The sequence below is a fragment of the Mucilaginibacter angelicae genome (assembly GCF_042434235.1).
In the GTDB taxonomy this organism is placed as follows: Bacteria; Bacteroidota; Bacteroidia; order Sphingobacteriales; family Sphingobacteriaceae; genus Mucilaginibacter; species Mucilaginibacter angelicae.
Map to the genome: position 1 here is coordinate 919,919 of NZ_JBHLTS010000022.1, position 15,889 is coordinate 935,807.

At 41.2% G+C, this 15,889-nt stretch carries 18 protein-coding genes; 9 read left to right on the plus strand and 9 right to left on the minus strand.

The features are described 5' to 3' along the window. Positions 1-78 precede the first annotated feature (78 nt). The 4 genes from ACFFGT_RS16050 (at position 79) to ACFFGT_RS16065 (ending at position 2,819) form a co-directional block, all read left to right on the plus strand. On the plus strand, positions 79-330 hold the full coding sequence (locus ACFFGT_RS16050) for a hypothetical protein (RefSeq protein WP_377023537.1): 252 nt from the start codon (positions 79-81) through the stop codon (positions 328-330). Positions 331-681: 351 nt separating this feature from the next. Further along, positions 682-1,011 (plus strand): NTF2 fold immunity protein, encoded by a 330-nt coding sequence (locus ACFFGT_RS16055; protein ID WP_377023538.1) that lies wholly within the window; start codon positions 682-684, stop codon positions 1,009-1,011. A 188-nt stretch (positions 1,012-1,199) separates the two neighbouring features. Beyond that, positions 1,200-1,883, plus strand: a complete 684-nt coding sequence (locus ACFFGT_RS16060; protein ID WP_377023539.1) for a hypothetical protein — start codon at positions 1,200-1,202, stop codon at positions 1,881-1,883. A gap of 279 nt (positions 1,884-2,162) precedes the next feature. Next, positions 2,163-2,819 (plus strand): hypothetical protein, encoded by a 657-nt coding sequence (locus tag ACFFGT_RS16065; protein ID WP_377023540.1) that lies wholly within the window; start codon positions 2,163-2,165, stop codon positions 2,817-2,819. Positions 2,820-3,177: 358 nt separating this feature from the next. On the opposite strand, the gene ACFFGT_RS16070 is transcribed toward ACFFGT_RS16065, so the two are convergent. The 5 genes from ACFFGT_RS16070 to ACFFGT_RS16090 all read right to left on the minus strand — a co-directional run bounded on the left by ACFFGT_RS16070 (position 3,178) and on the right by ACFFGT_RS16090 (position 8,189). Continuing rightward, entirely contained in the window at positions 3,178-3,684 is a 507-nt protein-coding gene (locus ACFFGT_RS16070) for a hypothetical protein (RefSeq protein ID WP_377023541.1), read from the minus strand. Positions 3,685-3,861: 177 nt separating this feature from the next. Then, positions 3,862-4,350 (minus strand): hypothetical protein, encoded by a 489-nt coding sequence (locus ACFFGT_RS16075; RefSeq protein WP_377023542.1) that lies wholly within the window; start codon positions 4,348-4,350, stop codon positions 3,862-3,864. 21 nt (positions 4,351-4,371) lie between these two features. Then, positions 4,372-5,166, minus strand: coding sequence for an ATP-grasp domain-containing protein (locus ACFFGT_RS16080; RefSeq protein WP_377023543.1), 795 nt, complete (start codon positions 5,164-5,166; stop codon positions 4,372-4,374). A 222-nt stretch (positions 5,167-5,388) separates the two neighbouring features. Next, complete coding sequence (locus ACFFGT_RS16085; protein ID WP_377023544.1) at positions 5,389-6,522, minus strand: hypothetical protein; 1,134 nt, start codon at positions 6,520-6,522, stop codon at positions 5,389-5,391. A gap of 407 nt (positions 6,523-6,929) precedes the next feature. After that, on the minus strand, positions 6,930-8,189 hold the full coding sequence (locus ACFFGT_RS16090; RefSeq protein WP_377023545.1) for a prephenate dehydrogenase/arogenate dehydrogenase family protein: 1,260 nt from the start codon (positions 8,187-8,189) through the stop codon (positions 6,930-6,932). Between the two features lie 130 nt (positions 8,190-8,319). Here ACFFGT_RS16090 and ACFFGT_RS16095 point away from each other — a divergent pair, with 130 nt between their 5' ends. Then, the gene (locus ACFFGT_RS16095) at positions 8,320-9,066 is read left to right on the plus strand and encodes a hypothetical protein (protein ID WP_377023546.1); all 747 of its coding nucleotides are present in this window, start codon (positions 8,320-8,322) and stop codon (positions 9,064-9,066) included. A 164-nt stretch (positions 9,067-9,230) separates the two neighbouring features. Further along, complete coding sequence (locus tag ACFFGT_RS16100; protein WP_377023547.1) at positions 9,231-9,854, plus strand: NUDIX hydrolase; 624 nt, start codon at positions 9,231-9,233, stop codon at positions 9,852-9,854. 36 nt (positions 9,855-9,890) lie between these two features. Here ACFFGT_RS16100 and ACFFGT_RS16105 read toward each other — a convergent pair whose 3' ends face one another. From ACFFGT_RS16105 to ACFFGT_RS16120, 4 genes are all read right to left on the minus strand, one after another. Next, on the minus strand, positions 9,891-10,574 hold the full coding sequence (locus tag ACFFGT_RS16105) for a carboxypeptidase-like regulatory domain-containing protein (protein WP_377023548.1): 684 nt from the start codon (positions 10,572-10,574) through the stop codon (positions 9,891-9,893). Between the two features lie 210 nt (positions 10,575-10,784). Then, positions 10,785-11,774 carry a toast rack family protein gene (locus ACFFGT_RS16110; protein ID WP_377023549.1) on the minus strand — a complete coding sequence of 330 codons (990 nt, stop codon included), beginning with the start codon at positions 11,772-11,774 and terminating at the stop codon, positions 10,785-10,787. Positions 11,775-11,778: 4 nt separating this feature from the next. Further along, entirely contained in the window at positions 11,779-12,378 is a 600-nt protein-coding gene (locus ACFFGT_RS16115) for a PspC domain-containing protein (protein WP_377023550.1), read from the minus strand. 33 nt (positions 12,379-12,411) lie between these two features. Then, positions 12,412-13,116, minus strand: a complete 705-nt coding sequence (locus ACFFGT_RS16120; protein WP_377023551.1) for an SDR family oxidoreductase — start codon at positions 13,114-13,116, stop codon at positions 12,412-12,414. A 167-nt stretch (positions 13,117-13,283) separates the two neighbouring features. Here ACFFGT_RS16120 and ACFFGT_RS16125 point away from each other — a divergent pair, with 167 nt between their 5' ends. The 3 genes from ACFFGT_RS16125 (at position 13,284) to ACFFGT_RS16135 (ending at position 15,775) form a co-directional block, all read left to right on the plus strand. After that, positions 13,284-14,015, plus strand: coding sequence for an MlaE family ABC transporter permease (locus ACFFGT_RS16125; RefSeq protein WP_377023552.1), 732 nt, complete (start codon positions 13,284-13,286; stop codon positions 14,013-14,015). Continuing rightward, the gene (locus ACFFGT_RS16130) at positions 14,012-14,764 is read left to right on the plus strand and encodes an ABC transporter ATP-binding protein (protein ID WP_377023553.1); all 753 of its coding nucleotides are present in this window, start codon (positions 14,012-14,014) and stop codon (positions 14,762-14,764) included. Before ACFFGT_RS16125 ends, ACFFGT_RS16130 begins: the two co-directional genes overlap by 4 nt. 120 nt (positions 14,765-14,884) lie before the next feature. Further along, on the plus strand, positions 14,885-15,775 hold the full coding sequence (locus ACFFGT_RS16135; protein WP_377023554.1) for a class I SAM-dependent methyltransferase: 891 nt from the start codon (positions 14,885-14,887) through the stop codon (positions 15,773-15,775). Positions 15,776-15,889: the final 114 nt, after the last annotated feature.

The window sequence follows — 15,889 nt, forward strand, 5'->3', positions numbered from 1 at the left end:
AAACGCGACACGCGTGCACCAGCACAGGGGAATGCTATGTTAAAAACTGTTTTAAAAATGTACCTCTTCCATAATAATATGAAAAAGATGCTCTTTTATTTATTGATGATAACTTTTTCTGCTCAGGCAAAACCCGGGCAAAAAAGAATTAATCCTAAAAAACTAAAAATGATAGCGTTTTTGGTTAAACACAATGATCTAACTCCTTTTCAAAAGGATAATCTTAATGATTATGATGACGCTATTTATGAACGAGCAATTTATGACAAAAGAAGCACAATGTTATTAGCATTTTCTGCACCCTGTCGACGCATTCAAAAAAATACGTAGCAATAGAAACATCTAAAGATATTATTTTGTTGGAAACCCATGATTTAGCATCTGAATTGCCCGTCATATTGTCATTTTTTAAAAATCACAACATAAGTGAGCATGAAATCATCAGGATTTTATCTGAAATAACGGAAGTATATCAATATAATGCTAAAGCAAATTTTCGCTCTACGCCCCAGTGACTTTAAAATTGTGATATAACTAAATTTATCAATTACTCCTCTTTCGCTGGCGCACTTACGCATGTGCTAATTGCTACGTAGACATACATAGATTGATTAGAAGAGATCAACCTCATCAGCAAATGGGGTGTAGAATAAATAGATTCTTAAATTAATTAATTGAAATATGAACAAGAAAGTAAGCATTGGGCTATCCACACTCATTTTATTTCTTATACTGGGCTTCTGTATTTCTTGCAGATCCAAATCAACAAAACCGCCTGCTGATCTCGACAATGGACTTGTACAAGATGAAGAAGCAGCTAAAAAAATTGCAGAGGCTATTTGGTTGCAATTTTACGGTGATGCGATTTATGATGAGAAGCCCTTTGTGGCTACTTTAAACGGGAATATTTGGACTGTAACAGGTACCTTACATGAAATCCATGGCGGCGCAGCGATTATTAGGTTTCAAAAGAGTGATTGCAAGATTATAACATTTGCGCATGGAAAATAGCTGAACCTTTGGCAGGCGCCCTTCGCTGCGCGTCGGATGTGCCAATGCTATGTAGAGATACTTAGGTTGATGGGAAGAAATTAAAAAACAACGATCAACAGGAACAAAAACAGAAGAAAGCTACTGAAGAAAAACACCGTGTATACACAGATAAAACAGGCCTTCAAAACTTTAATTATAGATACAATATGACTAACAAAACGTTTGTTTTACTCTTATTAGGCAGCGTTTATATTTTTAGTTTTTGTTCTTGTAAATCGAGCTCTAAGCATGATAAGAGCATAATTCAAACCACTACTAAACCTATTAACAAAAATCGGCCATTAGCAATAAAATTTTACGTTAATCAAACCGATAACTATATTGCCATAGACAATTTTAACTTTCGACTCCCACCCAATATTCATATTGATTCAGCAACAATCTATAACGGGATTTATACAATCAGTAAAGATTCGGTTGTTAGATATAAAGCTGTAATTTATGATAACCTGGCATTTCTTACAACATTTGAAGATGTGGGAACGGGAATTAGAAGCTATTTATATGTTTTTGATATCACTACTAAATCGTTAATTGAAGATAAGTTCTTTAAAAGAAACTTTCTCTATAGCTCGGCCGGGATTATTTTGGTAGATTCAAGTACTCATAAGATATTTTCAATAGATAAGCCTGCGTTTTACGGCGCAAAACAACAAAATATAATTCCTGCATCATTAGCAGATGTTAATGGCCGTTATTTTGAATATATTAAGAATGTCTATATCGGGGGCGATGAAATCCCTGCTGATCATGATATTATTTCTTTTTACAACAAAACAATTAAAAACAGCAAAGATATTAAGACGCTTCCAAACGACTGGTGGAAGTAAGGCTATGCCGTTAGCATGTTTCTATTAATAAACAGCCCCATTCGCTGGTGCACTCGTATGCAAATATTATGCAGAAATATTTAGGCAGATTGCAGAGATCGAGACCATCGAAAAAATAACAAAAACACGCTACACGCGTGCATCAGCAAGAGGCATGGAAAATGTCAAGACAACAATTGATCTTAAAAATATCCGTCGGAGCTGGAACAGATCAGAACAAGAAAGATTTAGCTAAAATGATTTGTTTATAAACACAACAAATAAAAGAGATAAAAGCAGATGGGAAAAATTAAAGCAATTAATGTTCATGTATTGCTTCCAGTCCAAATAACACTTTGCCTACTCGTGAGCAGTTGCCGAAATAATGCGATCAAACGCGATTTCTTTTTAACAATGAAAGAATCATACAAGGATGTACCGATTGATAGTAGTGGTTATTTTATAAGAAATTTCGGATTATCGTCCTTGTCAGAAACAATACTGCAAAAACAATATTGGTATTTAAATTCAAAAGAGGGGGCATATCTATATCTTAACGGTTTGATCAGAAGAGATGATCAACAAATTATGTTTATTCCATACGATCTTACAACACCAAAAGAGTTTAAATTATTCGATTTTTCATGTGATGTTGGAGCAAATTGGAAAATATACTACGATAAATTAAAACGCCATAATGGTGATTCCGTAGTCTTTCGAGGGCGGTTTAAGGAAAACCATGAGCTATGCTACGTCTTTAGAATTCATCCTTTCTACAATAAAAGCGACGGGGCAAAATATTTTTATGGCCATACCATTGAGGTGTTTGTTAGTAACACTAATGGAATCATTAGCATAAGCGAGCCAGCCGACGACAAATTTAATTTTTTTAGGAAACTCTATTTATATCCGCATGAGCAGTTTGTAAATAGATTAAAAAATGCAGAAGATCTTTGATTAGATTATAACATCGTGCCTATATCCTCCCCCAACAGGTGCGAGTATGAAGCGTTGACAAGAGCGTTGTGTACTCATGACTAATCTGCTGGCTGAGCAATATCAATAATGTATGACTGAAAAAATCACGAGTACTCACCCCACAATTCCAGTGCTGCATACTCGCGCCAGTTCGGGGAGCGGGATTGAATGAGGAAAATAAATTGGGGGATGTTTGCGAGTGGTTTAAGCTATTGGTAACTTAAACATAATTTATTACCAACAGAGAGGTGCATGAATTTTCTTGCGTAAACTTAGCATGCGAGCCACAAGCCGGGAGGCTTGCGGCAGCTAAGGGGGAAATTTATTTTGTATAATATCAAACCAAAATATTAAATAGCTTTTCAATTTTTGAAAAGAAAGTATCAACACTTACGTAAAAGTTATATTTTTCATGCCTTCTATATACTGATACAGACATTCGGTCATTAAACAGTCCGATAAAAATATCCTCAACATTAGTATGCTCCAATGCAAATTCAAACGAGTGCCTAACTTTATAAGGATATATACTTCGCAATATTTTGTCGATTGTTCCTCCATCTATGATGTCAACATCCATTATTGCCACATGGAAATTGTAAATTCCTTCTGCTATTGACCCTCCCTCAAATCCTTTCAAAGGGGCGTCAGTAAGTATAAATTGCTTGTTTTCCACAAAATATTTCAAAAAAACAATTATATCCCATTTTATGTCAATCAGGTTTTTTAGTATTTTCCCATTTTCGACGACATTAACAATGATTCGTGACCAAATCTCAAACCTATATCTCGGATCATAAGGTTCGGGATGCTCTAATAGCTCGTAATCAAAATCCAACATCATAATTTAAAATTTTTTCGCAATTGTTTAAATTCTTTTTCGTTAATCTCACCACTGGTCGAAGTTTAGCGCCAGCGTAACTTCGACCTAAAAGAATACAAGCATCCTGCTTGTGTAACATGAACAGTATTAGCAACAATATCTTAACCGGTATAAGTCCTCAACAAGCAAAATAAAACCCTATGCCAGCGCTGTTAATTGCGCCTTTAATTCAACCGGGAAACAATCATAAACAAGAAAAAAATCAGCTCCGTTATAAACCAGCTTCAACGTTTTATTATGGTCTAAACCAAAGGAGTTAAATGGAAACACTACTTCTTTTATTGTCAGTTCACCCTTATTCATTTCCAACTGCCGGGCGTTTATTTTGAAAATAGAAAAACCGTACGAATAAGTTGTAAAGTTTATGGTATCCTGATTTATTTCGATTTGGCTTATAATCTTGTTTAAATTTCGTCCTTCGATAACCGTAACAGAGTAGATTAACGCAGCACTAAGAACTACACAAACCAGGCATTCAAAAATAAAAACCGGGTAATTATCAAAGTGTAAGTAAAAACCTGTACCTAATATAAATGGAAGTAAAAGCCCGGCTATAGAAGCCCAAAAAGACGCTCTCTTTTTACTTTGGGCGTAATAATTCAAATAAAAATCGGCATTAAAATTCATATTAACCTGTTCCTTGTGCAATCACGAAACCATCCACTCTCCCGCGTACTCAATAAAAGCCTTGTTCACAAACGGAAAAACAGTAACGTTTGGGATGTGGTTAACCTCCAGCAAATACCTTTCGCCGTTTTTACCAACAATGTAATCAACACCTACGGTTTGGAGTTTAAAGTGTTGGGCTATGGCCTGGCTGTCAAGCAATAGCTCCTGGTCTTTCTCCATTTCCCATGAACCTTCGTTATGGATTGATTTTAGCCAGGTATCGCCGGTGAGCCTGATCTGCCAGCTTTTATCGCCTACTATCATGATCCGTACAGCTTCGCCGTCGATAAATTCTTCAACAACAGAGGTTTCTGTGCTCGTCCAGTCGCCGGTAAATTTACTTTTATCCTCACCGCAATGCCAGATCCCCCATTTAGCCACCACTTCTGTTTCGGCGCTATATTCCTGTTCGCCAATAACCATTCCGCGTTTTATACCTCCAAATTTCGATACCGACAAAGCCCGCACCAAACCGGGAATGCGCTGCCTCAGATCCATCATGCCAAGCGCATTTGGCAAACAAGGTCCGTTCCACATGGCTAAAAGGGTAATAAAGTCAAGATCATCCTTGTAAATGCCATGAAATATCACCTTGTTAACCAACAGGTATTTGCCCGGCACCGATGCGCTTTCAACATATAATTGCCCTTCAACAAGTTTAACCTGGGGCACCTGGTCATAATGCACCATTAAATAGTTAAAATTTAAACTTTGCTTAAGCGCATTAACTTCGGCTTCTTCGAGGCCAATTACCAGGATGCGTACCTTATCCATAACGTGATTTCTATTTATTTCAATATTTGATGATAGACCGCCGTAGGGCTATCAACAAGTAACAAATGTAATATACTTGATAATACTGCAGCATTATCTTTATGGTACTACTCTATTACGATTTTAATAAATCGTATAAAATAAAAACCTATCTCCTTAGAAATTAGTGATCTCTACTCGTCTCTTATTTTTCAATCTCTTCCCTAATTTCTCAAACATACCTTACTCAAAATCATCCAGGTTCCTGATCCTGAATAGTTGAAGTAAAAGTAAAAACAACGCTGCACCGATGGTAAATGATCCGGCTATCCAGGCCAGCTTGTTGCCATTTCGTTTTTCAAACGGCTCATAAACCGGCGAAAGCATGGTTTGCTCACACATAGCAACGTCGTCGCGCGAGTTTAAGGCAGCCAGGTAATTGATAACATCGTCATCATCGGGTAAACGGGCCAGGTATACAAATTTGGTTAAAGGTTCGTGCTCAAAGGTGGCTTTACAGTTCCGGGCAAACAGGGTAAATTCCTTATTCTTTTCTGCAAGCGATAAACTGTTATTAACAGTTTCGTGGTATTTAAGAACAAACCAGGCGGCGGGTGCTATTTTAATAACAGCGGGCGGTTTTTTAAACTTATATTTCCAAGTTACTACAGCCAAAGCACCATACTTACCGGCGTCGCCGTATTTGGTCATCACCATAGAAGGGTTAACATAACGCATCATCCGTACCGAGTCGGCCGGTAATTTCTTTAAAAAAGACATATTACTTAGCGAATCATTGATGATCACCAGCGTTTTAGGATTTACCCGGTTGCGCATGGTGGCAATCCGGTTGGTATCGGGATAGATCCGGTCAAAAACGGGTACCGCTGTATAGGCATCCATATTAAAATCCGAATTATTTTTACCACTAAGCGAAAATATCACCTTAATGTGCGCCATGTTTTTGTTAGGATACATCTGCCTAACGGTATAGTATTTAGTTGGCGGCAAATAATGCACCTCGCTCATACTATCCAGATAGGTAAGCTTTCCTGTAGCCGACGCCAGATATTTTTGGGAAATGCAGATTGGTACGGCAAATGTAAAGCCACCTACCATGATCAAAAAAGTAATGGGGTCGTGGAGACGTGTTTTATAAGGTTTTAACCGCCTTAGTTTTTGAAAAAGTAATGCAAGCGGTAAAACAAGCCCTATTGCGCCGGGGATAAAAAAATCTGCGTATTTATCTTGCAACGTAAAAACATTAAACCTGATGAGGAGTAGCCAATGCAAAAAGGTATAAATAATGACGGTGCAAAAACCTATAAAAACAAAGGGCAAAAAAATAAGCTTAAACTTAGCTTTGAATTGTTTCATGTACGGTTCAGGTTGTGATCAATAAGCTTTAAAGATACTGAACAAAGTGGTGCTATAGGTTAAAAAATTCCGTTGTAAACATGTAAGCAAACCAACACACACTGACACTATCTTGTCAGTGTTCAACTTTCAAAAACGAAGTGTTCAGCTTTTTAAAACACCGCTTCATAACTAATTGATTATCAGTACACACCTGTTCAATCTGGCTTATAATCATTTTTTTACTGCTTTATAATCAACTGATTATCAACAACAACCATATAACAAAAACTATCGGGTGTTCACACTTTTAAAAATTGAACAGTAGCATTTTGATTTCGGATTTCGATTTCGGATTTGTTTAATTCCTGATTTAAATCACCAACATCCTAAATTCGAAATCACAATTCCGACATCCGAAATCAAACCTATTCCATCATCAGCCGCCTTATAAGCTCTGCACTTTGCGCTTTACCCTCTTCAAGGCGATGGCTAAAGAATGCCTGTGTATCGTTAAAGTGTTTCTTATACCCCTCCATATCCCCATACCCAATAATTGACGACCATTCCCGCACCGCCGAGTGGAACTCCAGATCGTCGCCGCGGATGGTTTTGTCGTACAGGGCTGTTTCCAGCGATTCTTCCAGCAGTTCCTCATTCTTGAACAGGTACTCCGCAATGCCCAACCTGAGGCGAAAAGGCGGGGTTTGGCAAATGAGGTTATCATAGGGGTTAACGCCGAGGTGGTACCAGGCGTCAACCATACTCAAAATACTAAGGTGCGAATTTGGTTTTTGATGATCGGCATGCTGCGAGAGCGAAAACTCCTTCATTACCGTATCGTTAAGCATAATGGGCTTGCGGCTTTCGTGAAAAACAAAATCGCGTGCACGGTAAATGCGTTGCTTAAAGGAATCGGCCTCCTCCTTGATCATGAGCTTAAACAACTCCGACTCCGATTCGGCATAGCGCTTCACCTGCTGCCGGGCATAAGGGTTAAGGATGGCCAGCCCGGCGTAAACGTGGGCCTTGTAGCTAAATATGCGCAAAGTGGTCAGGATCTTCACATTGTCAATACCGCCAATATAGGAGGCGTTTTCCCAGGGAAAAAACCCGGCCGATTTCCAGGCCGTGCCCATACTCTCAAACCCTACGTGGGTAACCGCCTGGGTATCGGCTACTATACGGTCATGCTCGTGGTAGTCGGCAATTTCAACTATGTTACTGCCGATGGCTGTGAACAGGTCATACATGCGCTGGTAAGCATCGGGTGTTGAGCGGTGTGGGATGAGGATCAGGGTTTGCCCGGCAGGTTCAAAACCCGGTCCGTGCATACCATGAAAGGTAACTATCTGGGCATCGGCAGGCAGGTGTTTTTCAAAGGTTATTATCTCCGGATGTTTGACCGAAGTTTGACCTGCCACAATAGCACCGTATTTGGTTGATGGGCCATACTCGGCCACCACACCCTCCATACTTTCGGCCTCAACCGAATAAATGATCAGGTCGTTGATGCGGGCAACATCGCTCCCGTTATCCATAACGGTGATGCCGTGGGGCGCAAGTTCCTCCTCCAGTTTCTGGCGGTTGGCGGGCAGGTCGCAGCCCGAAACTGTGTAACCCGCTTTGGCGAAAGCCTTTGCGTACAGGCGGCCCATATCGCCCAAACCAATAATACCTATATTCATGCCGCTAATATAACTATGAGTAGGTAAATTACGTATGAAAGCTTATTTTAGCCTCAAAAACGCAGGGCAGATATAATAAAAACCTAAAATATCCTGTTTTGTTAATAGCATATACCTAATTTTACACTTGATGAACAAGCATTTCCTACTTACGATTACGGTTCTAATAGCGATGATAACGGGCAGTGTTACGGCAACCTTTGCACAGGACAGCACCAAAAAGAAAGCCGCTACCCTGAAACCTAATGCTATTCCGCCCATTGTAAGATCGAGCCCGGCAGCGCTTAAAAACCCTGTGGTAACACAGCAACAGCCTGCCAAGCCTGTTTATGCCCAGCCCAAAATTAGTGCTGCTGCCGATTCGGCCCTGCAAAAGGACAAAAGCCTTAACGGCCAGTATCAATACCTGCTTAGCAAACTGTTCCATTATCAGCAACCTCTTGTTTCTGCTCTGTGGAAAAACATGAAGGATACTCTGAATACCGAGCGCCGCCAGCTTAAAGAAGCACAGGCCAAACTTGCCGAACAGGGTAAAAATGTTGAAAGCCTCAAAACAGTTGCCACCACCAAGGAGCAGGCCCTTAACGAATCAAACGCTAAACGCGATGAGATCAGCCTGCTGGGAATCCCGTTTACCAAGGCAACCTATAACCTGGTAATGTGGGGATTGGTTATTGCTTTTGGTGTTATTGCTGTTATAGTGATAGCCCGCTCAGGTGCGCACAGCCGCGAAGCCAAATACCGCATCAAACTTTACGAAGAGCTTGACGAGGAATACAAAACCTACAAAGCCAAAGCCAACGAAAAAGAAAAGAAACTTGCCCGCGAACTCCAAACCGAACGCAACAAGCTTGATGAGCTGTTGGGCAGAGGATAGGGTGATTTCGGAACCACACACGCCTCATGTCATTGTGAGCGCAGCGTGGCAATCGCGAACTGTACAGAGCTGATCTGCAAAGCGACGAGATTGCCGCGTCACACCATACACTACCTGCGCTTCGTTCCTTGCAATGACATAGTATAACTAATATTTCCCCCACTATGCCTAACGCCAACCTCCTTTCCCTCATAACCCAACTACGTTCCGTTGCTGATACCGGCCTGCTGTACGCCAAAAATGAATATGATATTGAGCGTTACCAGGAGCTGCAGCATCTGAGCACCCAAATGTTTGATGAAGTGACCGGTTATGGCGCCGAAACTATTAACCTGCTGTTCCCCCGGGCTGCCGACTACCCTACTGCCAAGGTTGATTTACGCGGTATCCTGCTCTCGCCAGATAATAAAATCCTGCTGGCCCGCGAGAGTGGCGATGGCAAATGGTCGTTACCCGGTGGATGGGGCGATATCGGCTACACGCCCAAAGAAACCATTGTTAAAGAATTTTGGGAAGAAACAGGTCTGCAGGTTAAGCCCGAGAGGTTGTTAGCCGTATTTGATAAAAAAATGCACCCACACCCGCCTCAACCATTTTATGTGTATAAAATGGTTTTCTATTGTAAAGCTTTAACTACAGAGATCAACAAAGGCTTTGATGTGTTAGATGTGCAGTATTTTGACATCGATAACCTGCCCCCGCTATCAGAAGACCGGATCCTGAAAAGCCAGATAGAACTGCTTTACCAAAAGATCATCACCAACGATATCAGTGTTTGGGCAGATTGATCATGCCAACTGCCTACTGAAAACTGCAAACTGAATTTACTCTTTCAAAGCGGGCAGCGTACGTTTATCAGCAGGTAACGCCTGGTATTTCTTGTACGAATCGTTGATGTAAACCGCCAGCGAAGGACCGTTATTATTTTTGATGAACGCGTATGAAGGCCTGTAAATGGTCATGAAGTTTTCAAGCTCCTGGCCGCGCAGCGGGATAATGCTTTGCACGTAGTTCATGGTAAATACCTCGTCAACATGACGTTCCTCTTCTTCATGTTTAAAATATTTTTTAAGGCGGCGCGCATCCTTTGCTTCTTTACTAAACCATGAAGTAGGCGACAGCGGATAAACTTTGCTGCGGGTATATACTTCCGGATATTCTTTATGGGCATCAAAAGCTTCGCGTTTGGCGCTGATGTTAACCTGTCTTAAAGCAATAGTTTGAGTAACCAGTTCTATTTTTTTGTTGGTAAAGTCGGTAACATATAAGGTATCCGATACATAGCCCGGCGCGCTGAAAACAAGGGTATGGCCTGTTTCGGTACGGATGCTGAAATTACCTTTACTATCGGTAAGGGTCATTTGCCTGTTCTGGTTATCACGAACAAAAACGTCAGACACTTTATTGTTTTTTCCCAATTCGAAAACAGTGCCTTTTACCACGGTTTGAGCATTGGCCGTACAGGCTAAAAATAGTAATGCAGATAATATAAGGTATTGGTATTTCATAGTAGATTATTTGTGCTGTAAATTAAACTTATTTTTAATACCAAAGGTTTTCAATTTAACACTTTTTGCCCCTTCCACCGCCTTAAATGACAAAAACCTGAATCAGTACGACAATATGGGTCAAAAAAAACGCTCCATCAAATTGATGGAGCGGATGGCAATTCATTATTGTTGTATTATGTCCCGGTATCGTTTTACTCAGGATTTAGGTTAATATCGGTTAACTTTAAAATCAGAGATGCCGCCACTCATATGGATCAGGATCCTGTTTTTTGCGGCATCAAAGCCATCGGTTTCGTAGTCGTTATCACTCTTTTTACTAAAGCCCTCAAACTCGTTTGATGAAAGGCCGGTATTGGATGTGATACGGCAGGCAGCGCCTTTTGGTACGCTTATGGTAACCTCCGAAGCACCTGTTGAAACCTCCACATTTGTGGTTCCAAATGGCACTCCGAGCTTCACATCAAACGATGCTGCTCCGCCCTTTAAAGATAGGGTTTTTATTTTGAATTTCGAAAGATCAAAATTTAAATCTGTTGCACCTGTAGTAACGTCAATATCCCACACGGGATTTGCGTTTAATTTGATATCGGCCTTATTGTTTTTGCGGTCGTCTGAATCAAAGTGAAACCCTTTATTATTCTTCAAATTAAGGTTAAGCACATACACCGAATCATCCTTACTATGATTAAAAGTATACTTACCGTAAAGCTCCTGTGTTTGGGCACTAAATAAATCGGCAGTGCTGTCGCTTAAGTTATATATAGTGCCGCCGCCGCTGATGTTAAGACGCGCATGTTTAATATCGGCAGAGTAGTTTTCTTTAAAAGTTTTATCGCCGCCTATTTTAACAACGCCCTGGTCGGTATTGGTGGTATCACTATCGTCGTCATCATCATTGTTATTGTTATCATCATTATAGTGAAAGGTCCATGCATTTGGCCAAAAGTGGTAGCGTTTACCAAAATTACCAAATACCAGCAGTGCAAAGCAGCCTACTACTACCGCAAGCTTCAGGATAGTAGCCAGCGGCGACCGGTTGCCGGCAAACACCAGGCTTATGCCTCCCATAACCAGGAATACAGGCCACAGGTAAAGGATGTTCATCCAGTCGAAATTTATTACGTGGAAGTTATTCAGCAGGAATACTACTCCCAACAATACCAGGATTGCGCCCGGAACAAGTTTATCGCTTTTCATAATGTTATATAGTTGGAGGTGTATCTTTAGTTTCTGTTTCTTCTTTAGCCGGTTCAGCTTCGGGGGTATCAGTTACCTCGTTAGCATGCCAGTTCTCTTTTTCCCATGGTTTTTTCCTCGTTCCTGAAACGATGAGTGCTATACCTGCACCTACCAGCATTACAGGCCAGATGTTTTCAAAATCCCAGTCGGGCATCAGGTCAAATTCATTAAGCAGGAATATCGAACCCAAAAGGATCATCGCCACCCCAAATATCAGCCCAACTGTTGAGGCCTGCTTTTTAGGTGGGGTTACAAATGGAGGAGGGTTAAAAGGCTGGCTGCCAAATTTTGGATCGTAAAATGGCCCTGATTGAGGAGCGCCTGTAAAAGGGTTGTCCTGGGGTGGCACCCGATAATCAACACCCGGGTTAAAGTTGAAGCCTTTTTTGGGCAGCACTATCCACAGTACTATATATATAGGTAAGCTAAAGCCTTTTAAAATCAGGGTTACTAAAAATATCGCCCTTATAACTGCCACATCCGTGCCGAAGTGCTCGGCAAGGCCCGCGCAAACACCGCCTATTACCTTGTGGTGCTCGTCACGATGAAGTTTCTTTTCCATAATTTATGTTCGTTTATGTTTAAAGTTGATTTATCATAACTGGCCCGGTGCAGGTTTGATGATGATTTCGTCGACATTGGCGCCGGTGCTCATCCTGTAAATACTGATGATTGCCGATGCTATATCTTCGGGCAGCACCATGGTATTTTTGTCAACAACTGCGTCTTTCCATGAATCCGTTAACGTTGATCCGGGTATTACGGCGGTAACTTTTACACCATGCTCCTGCATCTCGAGCCTCATTACCCTTGTTAGACCTAACAGTGCGTACTTTGTTACACTGTAAGTACCGGCTTGTGGCACCGGGTTTAAAGCCGCTACCGAACATATATTAAAGAAGTGCCCTTTACGTGCATTTGCCATGGTTTTACCAAAATAACGGTATAGCTCATAGCTGGGCATCAGGTTAGTGTTCATTTGTATCTGGAAGGTATCCTCTGTATCATCCAGTATGCTTGAAGGTATAAACGTGCCTAAATTATTTACCACAACGTCAATAAAACCGAACTCAGCTTCGGCAGCGGCAGCAAATTTCAGCAACTCGGCTTTTTTACTGCCATCGGCTTTCATGGCAAAAACTTTCACTCCGGCATCAATCAATTCCAGCTCTTCTTTAAAATTTAATAATTCTTGCTCATTCCGCGAACAAATTGCCACGTTTAATCCTTCATTAGCAAAAGCAATTGCAATTGAGCGGCCCATGCCTTTAGTTGAACCGGTGATGAGTACGTTTTTCATATTATTTAAATTAATTTTTATTGTTTAGTGAAGCTTTAGGCCCGCAATTTACGTAAGCATAATAATTGAACCGCTTATAAAATTGAATTTAAATGACTTGTTTTAACACCTGACCATTTAGGCTTAAAGGTAAAAAGCGTATTTTTAACCGATTTTTATACATATAGATGTTTCATAGCTTAGGAAAATATATACTCTTACTGCGTTTAAGTTTCAGGAAGCCCGAAAAATTCAGTGTATACTGGAGCGAGATCATGCGGGAGATGGTTTCGGTAGGCATCGGCTCATTGGGTATCGTCGCTATTATTTCGCTGTTCATCGGCGCGGTAGCTACTATACAAACCGCTTTCCAGCTTATCAGCGATTTTATTCCGAAAACAGTAGTAGGCGGCATCACCCGCGATTCAACCATATTGGAGTTTAGTCCAACTATATCAGCACTGGTACTGGCCGGCCGTGTAGGTTCAAGCATGGCCTCGCAAATTGGCACCATGCGCGTTACCGAACAGATAGATGCCCTGGAGATCATGGGTGTAAATGCACCAGGGTACCTGATCTCGCCCAAAATTATCGCCGGTTTAACTATGGTCCCCTTACTGGTTATCGTATCTGTATGCCTGGGGTTAACTGGTGGTTATATAGCCTGCTGGGCATCAAACGATGTATCAACAAACGATTATCTCAGGGGGCTTACCGATGGATTTAACCCGATTATTGCAACAGTTTGCGCCATTAAAGCAATATCTTTTGGCTTTGTAATTACATCAATTTGCTCATACCAGGGCTTTTATGTTAACGGCGGATCACTTGAAGTTGGCCAGTCGGCAACACGTGGTGTTGTTTGGAGCTGTATCATGATCCTATTCTGTGACCTTATCATTTCACGCCTGCTACTATGATCGAAATACAAGACGTATATAAAACCTTCGGCGACAACGAAGTATTGAAAGGTATTACTGCAACTTTCCAGCCCGGAAAAAATAATCTGATCATTGGTGGTTCCGGATCAGGAAAAACCACTTTGCTAAAATGTGTTGTTGGTTTGCATGAACCAACAAAAGGCGATGTGATTTTTGACGGTGAAAATTTCACCGATATGAACTTTGAACAACGCGTACCTATCCGTACCCAAATAGGCATGCTGTTTCAAAACTCGGCCCTTTTTGATTCTATGACCGTTGAGCAAAACATCATGTTTCCGCTTAACCTGTTCACCAATCAAACCAAAGCCGAAAAACTTGATCGCGCCAACTTTTGCCTGGAAAGGGTTAACCTTGCCGGTAAAAACAAATTATTCCCTTCCGAACTATCAGGCGGTATGAAAAAACGTGTGGGCATTGCCCGCGCCATTTCCATGCAGCCCAAGTATTTATTTGTTGATGAGCCAAACTCAGGGCTCGACCCATTAACGTCCATCCTCATAGATGAACTAATTTCCGAGCTTACGCAGGAATACAGTATCACAACCGTAGTGGTTACCCATGATATGAATTCGGTGATGGGTATCGGCGATCACATCATTTTCCTTTACCAGGGCAAAAAATGGTGGGAAGGATCAAACAAGGAAATTGCCAGGACTGATAATAAAGAGCTTAATGACTTTGTGTTTGCCAGTCCATTTATGCGGGCAGCTAAGGCTACCTTATAGGCAGTTGCCAGTATGCGGTTTGCAGTTATCGGCAGTATTTTTATAATAACTATATTTGCAACCAATTTATTGGCTGGGGCATGCAAACTTGTCAACCAGCATACTGCAAACTGAACAAAAATGATCCAACTATTAACCCCAACGCACTGGAAAGATTACGAGCTGATTGATTGCGGCGATTTTGAAAAGCTGGAACGCTTTGGGAACACTATACTTATCCGCCCCGAACCACAGGCGGTTTGGAACAAAACCCTGCCCGCTTCTGAGTGGCAGCGTTTACATCATATTAAATTTAAAGGCCGTTCGGCAACATCAGGTGAATGGGTAAAAAAAGACCCTAAAACCCCCGACCGCTGGCATATCGAATATAAAAATAAGGAAGCAGCCATCAAGTTCAGATTGGGGTTAACCTCGTTTAAACATGTGGGCATCTTCCCCGAGCAGGCTGTAAACTGGGATTACATCAGCCAAAACGTAAAAAGATTTAAAACACCCGAGCCCAAAGTACTTAACCTGTTTGCTTACACTGGCGGCGCTTCGTTAATTGCAAGGGCAGCCGGTGCCGATACCACCCATGTCGACTCCATAAAACAGGTAGTAACCTGGGGCAATGAAAACCAGGAAATTTCAGGGCTTAAAGATATTCGCTGGGTAGTTGAAGATGCCCTGAAGTTTGTAAAACGCGAACTGAGGCGCGGCAAAAAATACAACGGCATTATACTTGATCCTCCAGCCTACGGTAATGGCCCTAACGGCGAAAAATGGAAACTGGAAGATAACATCACCGAAATGATGCGTGATGTAACCCAACTGCTCGATCCTGAAGAGCACTTCCTCATCCTGAATACTTACTCGCTTGGCTTCTCATCAGTAATAGTTGAAAACCTCATCAAAAGCTCGTTCCCGCAGGTGCAAAACCTCGAAATAGGCGAGCTTTACCTGCAGGCCACAGCGGGGCCAAAACTACCTTTAGGGGTTTTTGGAAAGTTTCATAAAATTAAAAGTAATTAATTTTCAATATCTATCTTTGCCGCCAACTAAACCACGCTTGCTGCTTTATTAAGTAGCTGAAAATTAATTTAATTAAAACACACCTTACATACACCTGCTACTTACTGAACAATA

Bases quoted from the DNA above. Each gene is read 5' to 3' on its own strand.
- ACFFGT_RS16115 (WP_377023550.1), bottom strand. From the start codon at position 12,378: ATGGAAAAGAAACTTCATCGTGACGAGCACCACAAGGTAATAGGCGGT.
- ACFFGT_RS16075 (WP_377023542.1), bottom strand. From the start codon at position 4,350: ATGAATTTTAATGCCGATTTTTATTTGAATTATTACGCCCAAAGTAAA.
- ACFFGT_RS16105 (WP_377023548.1), bottom strand. From the start codon at position 10,574: ATGAAATACCAATACCTTATATTATCTGCATTACTATTTTTAGCCTGT.
- ACFFGT_RS16055 (WP_377023538.1), top strand. From the start codon at position 682: ATGAACAAGAAAGTAAGCATTGGGCTATCCACACTCATTTTATTTCTT.
- ACFFGT_RS16125 (WP_377023552.1), top strand. From the start codon at position 13,284: ATGTTTCATAGCTTAGGAAAATATATACTCTTACTGCGTTTAAGTTTC.
- ACFFGT_RS16130 (WP_377023553.1), top strand. From the start codon at position 14,012: ATGATCGAAATACAAGACGTATATAAAACCTTCGGCGACAACGAAGTA.
- ACFFGT_RS16065 (WP_377023540.1), top strand. From the start codon at position 2,163: ATGGGAAAAATTAAAGCAATTAATGTTCATGTATTGCTTCCAGTCCAA.
- ACFFGT_RS16050 (WP_377023537.1), top strand. From the start codon at position 79: ATGAAAAAGATGCTCTTTTATTTATTGATGATAACTTTTTCTGCTCAG.
- ACFFGT_RS16095 (WP_377023546.1), top strand. From the start codon at position 8,320: ATGAACAAGCATTTCCTACTTACGATTACGGTTCTAATAGCGATGATA.
- ACFFGT_RS16090 (WP_377023545.1), bottom strand. From the start codon at position 8,189: ATGAATATAGGTATTATTGGTTTGGGCGATATGGGCCGCCTGTACGCA.
- ACFFGT_RS16080 (WP_377023543.1), bottom strand. From the start codon at position 5,166: ATGGATAAGGTACGCATCCTGGTAATTGGCCTCGAAGAAGCCGAAGTT.
- ACFFGT_RS16110 (WP_377023549.1), bottom strand. From the start codon at position 11,774: ATGAAAAGCGATAAACTTGTTCCGGGCGCAATCCTGGTATTGTTGGGA.
- ACFFGT_RS16100 (WP_377023547.1), top strand. From the start codon at position 9,231: ATGCCTAACGCCAACCTCCTTTCCCTCATAACCCAACTACGTTCCGTT.
- ACFFGT_RS16085 (WP_377023544.1), bottom strand. From the start codon at position 6,522: ATGAAACAATTCAAAGCTAAGTTTAAGCTTATTTTTTTGCCCTTTGTT.
- ACFFGT_RS16070 (WP_377023541.1), bottom strand. From the start codon at position 3,684: ATGATGTTGGATTTTGATTACGAGCTATTAGAGCATCCCGAACCTTAT.
- ACFFGT_RS16060 (WP_377023539.1), top strand. From the start codon at position 1,200: ATGACTAACAAAACGTTTGTTTTACTCTTATTAGGCAGCGTTTATATT.
- ACFFGT_RS16135 (WP_377023554.1), top strand. From the start codon at position 14,885: ATGATCCAACTATTAACCCCAACGCACTGGAAAGATTACGAGCTGATT.
- ACFFGT_RS16120 (WP_377023551.1), bottom strand. From the start codon at position 13,116: ATGAAAAACGTACTCATCACCGGTTCAACTAAAGGCATGGGCCGCTCA.